The 12,304-nt window shown below is 41.8% G+C and carries 7 protein-coding genes and 1 pseudogene; 5 read left to right on the top strand and 3 right to left on the bottom strand.

Annotation, left to right across the window (positions count from 1 at the left end; genetic code table 11):
• Positions 1-105 precede the first annotated feature (105 nt).
• The 4 genes and pseudogenes from recQ to NSTC731_RS20215 all read left to right on the top strand — a co-directional run bounded on the left by recQ (position 106) and on the right by NSTC731_RS20215 (position 7,344).
• Entirely contained in the window at positions 106-2,274 is a 2,169-nt protein-coding gene (gene recQ, locus NSTC731_RS20230; RefSeq protein ID WP_445626501.1) for a DNA helicase RecQ, read from the top strand.
• 43 nt (positions 2,275-2,317) lie between these two features.
• Positions 2,318-2,890, top strand: a complete 573-nt coding sequence (locus NSTC731_RS20225; RefSeq protein ID WP_445626500.1) for a Uma2 family endonuclease — start codon at positions 2,318-2,320, stop codon at positions 2,888-2,890.
• Between the two features lie 906 nt (positions 2,891-3,796).
• Positions 3,797-5,032 (top strand): annotated as a pseudogene (locus NSTC731_RS20220) (glycosyltransferase family 4 protein); the annotation flags it as partial.
• A 563-nt stretch (positions 5,033-5,595) separates the two neighbouring features.
• Complete coding sequence (locus NSTC731_RS20215) at positions 5,596-7,344, top strand: Rqc2 family fibronectin-binding protein (protein ID WP_445626499.1); 1,749 nt, start codon at positions 5,596-5,598, stop codon at positions 7,342-7,344.
• Between the two features lie 214 nt (positions 7,345-7,558).
• Here the strand turns inward: NSTC731_RS20215 and NSTC731_RS20210 are convergent, their stop codons facing one another.
• From NSTC731_RS20210 to NSTC731_RS20200, 3 genes are all read right to left on the bottom strand, one after another.
• Positions 7,559-7,786: a type II toxin-antitoxin system HicA family toxin gene (locus NSTC731_RS20210; protein ID WP_445626498.1), complete on the bottom strand. Its 228-nt coding sequence runs from the start codon at positions 7,784-7,786 to the stop codon at positions 7,559-7,561.
• A complete protein-coding gene (locus tag NSTC731_RS20205) occupies positions 7,779-7,988 on the bottom strand; it encodes a type II toxin-antitoxin system HicB family antitoxin (RefSeq protein WP_445626497.1) in 210 nt (69 codons plus the stop codon). Before NSTC731_RS20205 ends, NSTC731_RS20210 begins: the two co-directional genes overlap by 8 nt.
• Positions 7,989-8,176: 188 nt before the next feature.
• Positions 8,177-10,807, bottom strand: a complete 2,631-nt coding sequence (locus NSTC731_RS20200; protein ID WP_445626496.1) for a DNA polymerase III subunit alpha — start codon at positions 10,805-10,807, stop codon at positions 8,177-8,179.
• Positions 10,808-11,000: 193 nt separating this feature from the next.
• Here NSTC731_RS20200 and NSTC731_RS20195 point away from each other — a divergent pair, with 193 nt between their 5' ends.
• The gene (locus NSTC731_RS20195) at positions 11,001-12,293 is read left to right on the top strand and encodes a dicarboxylate/amino acid:cation symporter (RefSeq protein WP_445626495.1); all 1,293 of its coding nucleotides are present in this window, start codon (positions 11,001-11,003) and stop codon (positions 12,291-12,293) included.
• The last annotated feature ends 11 nt before the right edge of the window (positions 12,294-12,304 follow it).

Raw genomic sequence — 12,304 nt, 5'->3', positions numbered from 1 at the left:
CGCCAACAGAAACGCAGGTCTGGCCAAAGCTGCCGATGATGTGAGTTAAAATCCTGATATCTTCAATAACTACCCACGCAGAACGGCCCCGAAAAAGCGATCGCTATGCTTCAGTATCCCCATCTCGAACAAGCGCTAAAATATCACTTCGGTTATGACCAATTCCGCCCCGGACAACGGCAAATTATCGAAGATGCGCTGCAAAATCGAGACTTAATGGTGGTGATGCCGACTGGCGGGGGGAAATCTTTGTGTTTTCAGCTACCAGCGTTGTTAAAAAATGGGCTAACGGTGGTGGTGTCACCGTTAATTGCTTTAATGCAAGACCAAGTAGAGGCATTGCGAAATAATAATATTAATGCGACATTTCTCAATAGCAGTTTGAACGCTTACCAAGTGCGATCGCGGGAAGAAGCCATCCTCAGCGGTAAAGTAAAATTACTCTACGTCGCCCCAGAACGTCTTCTCAGTGAAAGGTTTCTCCCATTTCTCGATTTAGTTAAAGAAAAAATCGGTATTTCTAGCTTTGCTATTGATGAAGCGCACTGTGTTTCAGAATGGGGACATGATTTTCGTCCAGAATATCGCCAGTTGAAATCTCTGCGGAAACGCTATCCTGATGTGCCTACAATCGCTCTCACCGCCACAGCAACCGATCGCGTCCGTAGTGATATCATTCAACAACTAGGACTAAAGCAACCAAGCATCCATCTTGCCAGTTTTAACCGTGAAAATCTTTATTACGAAGTTCGTCCTAAAACTAAATATGCTTACGCTGAATTATTAGAACTAATTCGAGAAACTGAAGGTTCGATAATTATTTATTCTTTAACTCGGAAAAAAGTTGATGAATTAACTTTTAAATTACAAAATGATAAAGTTATTGCTTTGCCTTATCATGCCGGATTAAGTGATGAAGAACGTAGTAACAATCAAACGCGATTTATCCGAGATGATGTCCGGGTGATAGTGGCAACAATCGCCTTTGGAATGGGAATTAATAAACCCGATGTCCGGTTGGTAGTTCATTTCGATCTGCCCAGAAATATAGAAAGTTATTATCAAGAATCGGGTAGGGCTGGTAGAGACGGAGAACCATCTCGATGTACAATATTTTTCAGCTTTGGTGATGTTAAAACAATTGAATGGAGTATCGATCAAAAAGCTGACCCTCAAGAACAGTTGATTGCTAAACAACAACTGCGTCAGATGATCGATTACGCTGAAGGGACTGATTGTCGGCGAACAATTCAACTGGGTTATTTTGGCGAAAGGTTTCCTGGGAATTGTGGTAATTGTGACAATTGTCGTCATCCCAAACCCGTGCAAGATTGGACAATTGAAGCTATGAAGTTTTTATCTTGTGTGGCGCGTTGCAAAGAAAGGTTTGGAATGTTACACATAATTGATGTGTTGCGAGGAGCAAAAAAAGACAAAATTATTCAATACGAACACGATAAGCTTTCTACCTACGGTATTGGTAAAGATAGAACTGTAGATGAATGGCGAATGTTGGGGCGATCGCTTTTACATCAAGGGTTAATAGAACAAACTAGCGATGGTTACTCAGTTTTAAAACTAAATGCCTTAAGTTGGCAAGTCATGCGAAAACAACGCACAGTTTCCCTAGCTGTAACCACAGTGCAAAAGATTACCTGGGAACCGGATAGTGAAAAAGCAGAAGTTGCAGAAATATTATTACAGAAGTTGCGATCGCTACGTAAACAATTAGCTGATGAGCAATCTGTACCACCTTACGTCATCTTCCACGATTCCACTTTAAAACTGATGGTACAGGTGCAACCCCAAAACTTAGCCGAATTTGCCAAACTTTCTGGTGTAGGTAGTCACAAACTTGCTCAATATGGCGAAAAGTTCATTACAGAAATTCGCGCCTACCGCCAAGAAAAAGGTTTGCAAAATAAATCAGTTACTTCCGCTTCCGTATCATCTCCAAACTCTTCTTCTTCTTATACTGAATTGCAGACATTACAATTACATCAACAAGGTTTAAATATTGCTCAAATCGCCCAAAAACGCAACCTTAGTCCAGCAACAGTTAGCAATCATCTAGAAAAACTAATTGAGAAAAATCAGCCAGTTGATTTAAATCAATTAATACCTCTAGAACATCAACAAAAAATTTGGCAAGTTTTAGAAGTACTTGGTGATATTTCTCTCACTCCCATCAAAGAACAACTAGGTGAAAGCTACACTTTTGATGAAATTCGCTTAGTACGGAGTAAGTGGCGGCGGGAAAATCGTAAGAGATAATTTGTTCAGAACAAGTAATAAACAAGATTAAAGGAGTTAGCCGATGAGTAAGATCCTTAATAATGGAGTACGCTGGACAATTCACGATGTGGAACTCTTCGCAGAAAATGAGGGGACGCGCTACGAGATAGTTGATGGGGAATTATTTATGACCAGGGCACCTCACTTTAAACATCAGCAAACTTGTGGCAGAATTTTCCAACAGCTTAATATTTGGTCAGAGTCTACTGGTTTAGGAGAAGCTGTAATCAACCCCGGCGTTTTGTTTTCAGAATCAGATAATGTGATTCCTGATGTAGTTTGGGCTACTAAAGAAACCTTGGCGCTAACATTGGATGAAGCGGGACATTTAACTGGCGCACCAGATTTAGTAGTAGAAGTTTTGTCTGAAAGTAAGTCATACGAAAGACGAGATAAGGAAGCTAAACTTAAACTTTATTCTTCCAGAGGAGTAAAAGAATATTGGATTGCTGATTGGCGAGCGCGTAAACTAGAGGTTTATCGGCGCGAACAAAGTCAACTTAACTTGGTCGCAACTTTATTTAGTAGCGATCGTCTCATTTCTGGGCTATTGCCTGGTTTTAGCTGTACTGTAGACCAGCTTTTTCCTGTATAAATTTTAGGTTGAATGGAAAAACAGCTTTTATTCTTTTCCCAAAACACAATCTGTATAATTTATTGTTCAGATATCGCCTTGCACCAATAACTAAGTTTTCTCCTCATCAAGGCGATATCTATAGCTCGTCAGTTTACATTAAGAAAAACTGGGAATTTCAGAGTTAGAATCTTGTGATGTCATAGCAGACTTTGAAGACTCAGTGTTTTGGTTTTTGACAGACAGAATTACAGATACCAGCTTAGGCAGTGCTAGACAGACAACAGTATTTAATATCGTCAGAAATATACCATCTATCAAACTCATATATTAATCTTCTCCGTTTGAAAATTGGTGGTGACTATCTATATTTATTAGTTTGAAGCAAAATCAGTAGAATTGCGTAAAAACAGAATTTAAATTTCTTTTAGAGAATATAAGCTAAATAAATATATTTTTATCGAAACAGAATAAAGGCGTCAGTCGCCAGAATACAAGAAGGGTCTTTTGAACGAAAAGGCAGATAGGGTCGCGTCTTGATTCTCAATCCTGAATTCTGAATTCTGACTTCCTACTCTGAGATGTGTTAGGGGGTCAAACCCCCTATTCACCAGATATATCCTCGCCCAAGTCAGAGAACTGAGTCTCTAGGTAGAGAGCTAATTAAAATTGCCATATCTATGAAATTAGAGCTAGACATGAATGAAAAAATCTCATGTTTATCTATCAAAAGGATGAGATACGGATATAACAATTTCCTATATCTGAAGAAACTAAATGTATATTTCTGACAGAGGATGTTAAAAAAAATTAGACATAGTAAATTAAAGTCAATAATAATCAAAGTTCCTAAACAATTCTGGCAAGTGTGCTATACACGTGTTTGGAACAATCCAAAACTTTGTTAAAATCAGCAACACACAAACTATGAACTCTACCACCGAAAAACGTATCGCCTTGATTTCCGTCCACGGAGACCCAGCGATTGAGATAGGGAAAGAAGAAGCTGGGGGACAAAATGTTTATGTGCGTAATGTGGGTGAAGCACTAGCGCAGCTGGGATGGCAAGTTGATATGTTTACCCGCAAAGTAAGTCTGGAGCAAGACTCGATAGTTGAACATAGCAACAATTGTCGAACTATCCGTTTAAAAGCTGGCCCCCTTGAGTTTGTGCCGCGAGATGAAATTTTTGAATATCTGCCAGAATTTGTGGATAATTTCCTCAAATTTCAAGTAAAAAACGAAATTACATACGAATTGGTTCATACTAACTACTGGCTCTCTAGTTGGGTGGGGATGCAGTTAAATAAAATCCAAAAGAGTAAACAGGTTCACACCTACCACTCATTAGGAGCAGTCAAGTACAACACTATAGAAAATATTCCTTTGATTGCTAGTCAGCGATTAGCAGTGGAAAAACAAGTGTTGGAAAAAGCAGAGCGAATTGTAGCGACAAGTCCGCAAGAAGAAGAACACATGCGATCGCTAGTTTCTACAAAAGGCAATATCGATATCATTCCCTGTGGTACAGATATTCAGCGCTTTGGCTCCATTGGACGAGAAGCAGCCAGGGCGGAATTGGGGATTGACAAAGAAGCCAAAGTTGTACTATACGTGGGGCGCTTTGACCAACGCAAAGGTATAGAAACTTTGGTACGGGCGGTAAACGAGTCTCAACTGCGCGACTCCAAAAATATTCAGCTAATTATTGGTGGTGGTAGCACTCCAGGTAACAGCGACGGAATTGAGCGCGATCGCATTGGGCAAATCGTCAACGAATTGGGAATGAGCGACTTTACCACCTTTGCTGGTCGTCTGAGTCAAGATATTTTACCAACTTATTATGCTGCTGCCGATGTTTGCGTTGTTCCCAGCCACTACGAACCCTTTGGATTAGTAGCGATCGAAGCGATGGCAAGCGGTACACCAGTAATAGCAAGCGATGTCGGCGGACTTCAGTTTACTGTAGTTAATGAAAAAACTGGTTTATTGGCTCCACCGCAAGATGTAGATGCTTTTGCCTCTGCGATTGACCGAATTCTCTTAAATCCAGAATGGCGAGATGAATTGGGTAAAGCTGGTAGAAAGCGCGTCGAAACTAAGTTTAGCTGGGATGGTGTCGCAAATCAACTGAGTGAACTTTACACCGAACTGATGCAGCCACAAACAGTAGCGTCAACAGCAAAAGAACTAGTACACTCAACCGCTGAATTAGTGCAATCAGCAGCCAAAGAACTAGTACACTCAACCACCGAACTAGTGCAATCAGCAGCACAAAAGCCAGTTTTAGCTGCTAAATAATGCTTTTGCGTAACAAATAATGGTGAGTGAGTAACTCGGATAATATTTTGGGTTTAAATTTAGCAGCGTAGGCGTTGGCGTAGCCTCTCCAAGAGTTGCCCGCACTTCGACACCTTTCGGCTTCGCGGTAGTTGAATCTCGACTTCGCTCGATTACCGCGCAGTCGAAACTCAAGGCAAGAAGCTCAGTGACCACCGTAGGCATCGCCTGAGCTTGGAAAACTCAACACCAAAATACAAACTGTATAAAAAACGAACCGATCGCTTAAACGCAGAAGCTTATCTGATGATAATTTCTGCGTTTTTTGATTCGCAGCTATCACCAAAGCAAGTAACCGCTATGATAGGTGAGGTCTGTTATGCTTTAACTAAACAAAAATAAAAGCATAGCGATCGCTACCATTTGAATGTTAAAAACTAATCGCTTTGCAACCAGTTGACTTTACCACTCTCACAGCTGCTTGTAGCGAAATCCGCGCTAACTGGCTACCATCACGCTTAGAACAAGTTTACCAGCGCGATCGCTACACGATCGCTATGGCATTACGCACCTTAGAACAGCGAGATTGGCTACAAATTTCTTGGCATCCCCAAGCTGCACATATTTGTATTGGCGATCCGCCACCGCGATCGCCGGATACCTTTACCTTTAGCCAACAATTAATACACCAATTGGGTGGTTTGGCACTGGTGGCGATTCAAGCGATCGCCCCTTGGGAGCGGGTGATTGATTTACAATTTGCCCGTCGTCCTGGAGAAAGCGCTCTATATCATGTCTATGCAGAAATCATGGGCAAGTATAGCAACGTCATTCTCACCGACGCTAACAATATAATTATCACCGCCGCTCATCAAGTCAGTCAGCAACAATCTAGTGTCCGTCCCATCCAAACCGGACAACCTTATGAAACACCACCGAAACTAACTAGAAATGTCCCCTACTTGAGCGAATCTCAAGAACGTTGGCAAGAACGGGTAAGTTTAGTACCAGGAGCAATTAAGCAGCAATTGCTCAAAAGTTATAGTGGCTTGAGTGCTGTACTAGTGGAGTTGATGCTGCTAGAAGCAAATATTGCACCAGAAACATCCACCCATACTCTCAACCCCAACGACTGGCGACGGCTATTTGAGCGTTGGCAAGAATGGCTGCAAGCTCTAGATTCCAAAGAATTTCAACCCGCTTGGACAAAAGATGGTTATACCGTAATGGGTTGGGGTGCAGTTGAAAAGGTCAAAAATATTCAGGAGTTACTCAACCACTATTACAGTAACAAGATTAACGAACAGTTATTTTCGCAATTGCGCCATCAGTTGAGTCAGAAATTGAATAATATTCTGGCGAAATTACACAATAAAGCTCAAACCTTTGAGACGCGCTTGCAGCAATCAGATCGAGCCGATGAGTATCGGCAAAAAGCTGATTTATTGATGGCTCATTTGCAAAACTGGGAACCAGGGATGAAAGAAATTATCCTTGCTGATTTTGAGACAAATTTGCCAGTAGCGATCGCTCTCCAGCCAGATAAAAATGCCGTCCAAAATGCCCAAAGTCTTTACAAACAGCACCAAAAGCTCAAACGCGCCCGTGCTGCTGTCGAACCCTTACTATTGGAAGTGCAGACAGAAATTGATTATTTAGAGCAAGTAGAAGCTGCGATATCTTCGATGGGCTACGCCAAAGCTCAAATAGATAACTACCAAACAGCAGAAGATTTGCGAGCTTTAGAAGAAATCCGCGAAGAGTTGATTGGGCAAAAGTATTTAGAAGATCCAGAATACCGCAGCCGCAGTGCAAACGAACCTCCCAGCACTAACTTTTATCGTTACCTTACGCCTAATGGCTTTGAAGTTTTAATCGGTCGTAACAATCGCCAAAATGACCAATTAACCTTTCGTGTAGCAGGGGATTATGACTTATGGTTCCACGCTCAAGAAATTCCAGGTAGCCATGTGTTACTACGTTTAGAACCGGGTGCTGTGGCGGAAGAAGCTGATTTGCAATTTGTAGCTAACCTTGCTGCATACTACAGTCGCGCACGTCAGAGTGAGCAAGTGCCAGTAGTTTACACTCAGCCAAAACACGTCTACAAACCCAAAGGAGCAAAACCAGGAATTGCCATTTACAAGCAAGAAACCATCCTTTGGGGAAAACCACAAATGGTCATTAGTTATTAGTCATTTGTCATTGGGCAATACAGTTCAGAATGAGCAACAAAACACTTGTAGAGACGGCGATTTATCGCGTCTCAAAAACCCAAAATTTTTGCCAGTAGCCCTTAACCCAAGCGTATTGAGTCATTGGGTATTAGGCATGGGACACGGGTTATTCTCCTTGTCTCCCCAGTCGCATCAACCTGTATCAAATCCAATTCGCACTCAAAGCGATCGCTTACAGATTTTCTATGAACTCTTCCGGTGTAACTTGTGCTTGCTTAAGAATGCCGCTCAATGTTCCTACCTTCAGTTCTTGATGCACAGGTACAACACAGCCAATTGTGCCTTCTGGCGTTTGCTTCTTCATCACGACATGACTACCGGTTTGTCGAATTTGCTCAAAACCCAAACACTCCAGTGCCCGAATTGCCTCTCTACTTGAGATTCGTGGCAACTTAGGCATAGGTGATTTCAATGCTGGTCATATATCTTGGAGATGTTTCAGGTAGAGGAAATTCCTCCAAGTAAAGCTGCGTTGCCTGTCTTAAGCTAGCAATTGCTTGTTCGATTGTCTCCCCCTGATCGACCGTACCAACTTCGGGACACTCAGCTATATACATATCGTCCTCTTTATAAATGAGGACTGCAAAGCTGCGAGTTTTCATCGTACTGTATCCTCAATCCTTTTTATAGCAAGCATAGCATCACCCTTTCTCTATAAAGATCGCCGTCATGTACATCCATCAGTGGAGCGATCGCTTTCAGCAACCATAAAAATAAAAGTATTTGTCTTGCAAATACGATCGCTGCTAATTCAACAGCGTAATCTCATACTACTAAAGTTTTATTCTGGCTAACTCGGCAAATTCTCTACCCGCATCAAATCCAATTCCCGTTCAAATATTTCATCAATTGGCAACATTTGACCATCAACAGTCATAAATTTATGGTCTTTTGTCGCCCGAATTATTGAACCATCTTCCAAGCAATACTCAAACACCTCTTGTTGTCCGCGATCGTGCCACTGTGCTACAGGTTGCGTGTAAATATTCCCATTCTTATCAACGCTGTACACATTACATTCAATGCTTTTTTCTACAATTTTCCCAATGGGCAACAATCCATATTCTACTGTTAATATTTCCGTGTCATAGCTTAAACAATATTCCGCAAACTTTAACATCTGCTCAAATAATTCATCCGCAACTTTTTTCTGAACGCCATTTTTTGCTGCGCCATCTACAAATTTTTCTCGCTGCTTTTGCATCTCAGAAACTTTCTTTTTACCCATCGCCCGACGCAGCAAGTCAGCTTGTCCTAAAGAATATCCCGCCATATCTTGAGCAATTTTCATGATTTGCTCTTGATAGACCATAATTCCATAAGTTTCGTCTAATATTGGTTCCAGAACTTGGTGCTGATAATCAATTTTTTCTCGACCATGTTTGCGGTTAATAAATTTAGGAATCAGTCCCGCATCTAATGGGCCCGGTCGATAAAGTGCCAAAATTGAAGAAATATCTTCTATATTAGAAGGTTTCAAATCTCGCACGATCTGACGCATACCAGAAGATTCTAATTGAAATATTCCTTCTAACTCACCTGCTTCTAATAATTCATAAGTTTTTTGGACATCTTTAGGTAAACTGCTATGTTCGCCTTTAGCTAATATTCTCTGGGCTTTTCTTTCTTGGCGAGGAATTTCATCAGGATCGACCCGATATCCTCTCGTTTCTTGAATCAAGTCCAAAGTTTTTTGAATCAGCGTTAGGTTCCGCAAACCGAGAAAATCCATTTTCAATAAACCCATTGATTCCAAGTCTTCCATGAAATACTGGGTAATCACGGAACCATCATTATTCTTCTGTAGCGGCACAATTTCATCCAGTGGATCGGCAGAAATTACCACACCTGCTGCATGAACACCAAAAGTTTTGTTAGTTCCTTCAATTCGCATGGCCATATCAAGCCAGTGGCGAACATGGGGTTCTTTATCATATTTTTCTTTAAACTCTGGCTCTGGAGTTTTATCGGAAACCATCACCTTGAGTTTCGTTGGTTTCCCCCGCACTACAGGAATTAATTTCGCCATTTTGTCAGCTTCCCCATAAGGGATATTTAATACTCTAGCGACATCTTTCAAAACGGCTTTAGAAGTTAGACGGTTAAAAGTAATAATTTGGGCAACTCTATCTGCACCATATTTCTCAGTTACATAATCAATCACTTTATCCCGTTGTTCAATACAGAAATCCGTATCAATATCAGGCATGGATTTCCGTTCTGGGTTCAAGAAACGCTCAAAGAGTAACCCATGATGCACAGGATCAATATTAGTAATTCGCATTGCATAAGCAACTAATGAACCAGCCGCCGAACCCCGACCTGGTCCCACAGGAATGTTATTATCTCTAGCAAATTTGATATAATCCCATACAACTAAAAAGTATTTGGAAAAACCCATCTGCTGAATCATTTTCAGTTCGTATTCCAATCTTTCTTTATAGACGGAATCAACTTCTTGGCGAGATTTGCGATTTAATCGTTCTAAAAGTCCTTGCCATGCAACATCTTCGGCATAAGTATCAGCAGTATGACCTGAAGGAATGGGGGGTGTGGGAATCTGAGGCTCACCCATGATATGGTAAGGCTCGACTTTATCAGCGACTTCTTCAGTAGTGGCGATCGCTTCGGCAATTACATCATCCGGCAAATGGTCGCGAAATAGCTGCCGCATCTCCTCACCAGATTTGAGATACTCTGTGCCGCTATAACGCATCCGCTTATCTTCAATAATTAGCTTACCTGTTTGAATACATAGCAAAGCATCGTGGGCTTCAACGTCAAAGCAAGAAATAAAATGTGAATCATTGGTAGCAACAATTTTAATCCCTAGTTCCCTAGCAATTTTGACTATTTCTACATTCACAATCCGGTCTTCTTGGGAGCCGTGGTCTTGAATTTCTAGATAATAATCATCACCAAATACATCTTTATACCACTGAGCAACTTTCCGGGCGGCATCTGGTCGATTACTGAGAATCGCTTGGGGAATTTCTCCACCCAAACAAGCGCTAGTGACAATCAAGCCTTCATGATATTCTTTTAATAAATCTTTATTAATACAAGGACGAGAAAAAATTCCTTTCCCTTGAACACCTTGGAGGTGAGAAATTGTAGTTAATTTGACTAAATTTTTGTAACCTTTGGTATTTTTAGCTAAAACTACTTGATGATATTTTGGTCGGCGTTCTTGTTTCTCAATATCGCCGTTAATTACATACATTTCATTGCCGATTATCGGCTTAATATTTTGACTACGGCAGATTTTGATCAGTTCAACGGCTCCATACATGACACCATGATCGGTAAGGGCGATCGCTTTCATTCCTAGTGCGATCGCTCGATCTACCAACTCTGGTAGCTGACTTGCCCCATCGAGCAAACTATAGTCACTGTGAATATGTAAAGGAACAAAGGACATAAGCATCTCCAACCACAAGCCAAGACACCTCTAGGGGCCTACCTTGTGGTATACCCTTTTGAGCGAGATTTTGCAAAGCAACGGAATCTTAGATTAACAGTTTTTAACCAAAATTAAAGCTGTTCTTTTTCTGGAATTACCAATATCATTAGTGTTGTTTTAATAGTTACAGCAGTTAACCAGTATCTAGCCAATGAGTCAAACAGAGAGAACTACATCGCCTGAAACCAAAGCTAGCCCTTGGTGGCAGCGTATCCCTCTCACGTTGCAAATTCTCATCGCCTTAATAGCGGCAGTCAGCGTCGGAATTGCCCTTGGTGCAGGGAATCCTAATCCCAGCAACGCTGCCTTAATCAACAATTTAGCAATTCCGGCTGAATTGGTGCTAAAGGCTCTCCGCGCCTTGGCTACACCCCTAATTTTGGTAGCGGTGCTGCATACTTTAATGACCACCAACATCCCTGGTACAGCCGGACGGCGGCTGGCAGTGCTACTTTTAACCAATACTACTGTAGCTATTTTGGTGGGGCTTTTCGTAGCGAATGTCCTGCGTCCAGGAACTTGGGGGAATGTAGCCACCTCAACAAGTACGGCAATAACTGCTCAGAGTCTCGATCCTTGGGGAATACTCAAAGATGCTGTACCAGAAGCCGTCCTCAAGCCATTGGTTGATAATAATGTCATCCAGTTGATTGTGATTGCCCTGAGTTTTGGCATCGTCCTGCGGGCATTAAAATCTGAACAAATCGCCCAAGGCAAGAATGGATTCCAGCCCATAGAGGATGTCATCGGAATTTTATTTGAAGCGGTAGTCCGCATCCTTAACTGGGTAATTGCTTTAGTACCGTTCGCAGTCTTTGGGATTGTGGCTAAAACTGTGGCGATGCAGGGATTTACACCATTTAAATCTTTGGGTGCATTTATCGTCGCCGTATTGTTAGCACTGGTATTGCAAGCGTGCTACTACCTCACCAGAGTAAAATTTGGTTCTTGGGTACACCCACTAAAATTCCTCGCTGGTGGTTCTGATGCCTTTTTGACAGCTTTCTCAACTTCTTCCTCAGCAGCGGCAATGCCCGTAACCTTTGAGGTTTTGCAAACAAAAGTCGGTTTAAGGGAATCTTCTGCTGCTTTGGGCGCATTAGTCGGGGCAAATTTCAATAATGATGGTACTGCCCTCTATGAAGCAATGTCTGCGTTGTATATTTCCCAACTGATTGGACAACATCTGAGTCTAGGACAGCAGTTAATTGTCATCCTTACCTCGATTTTTGCATCTGTGGGTGCGGCAAATATTCCCAATGCAGGACTGGTAACAATGACGCTAGTGTTCACTTCTGTTGGCTTACCTACCCAGTACATCGCTTTGCTAGTGACTGTAGACTGGTTTTTGGATCGCTGCCGCACCGCAATTAATGTTATGGGAGATATGACTGTCAGTACTTTACTTGATGGCAAAAAGCCACGTTCTGTAGACGAGGCTTAGTTTGCCAGCTT

It is taken from the genome of Nostoc sp. DSM 114167, from assembly GCF_052692655.1.
Note: the sequence above shows the minus strand (reverse complement) of the source record. Positions and strands in the feature narration are given on the sequence as shown.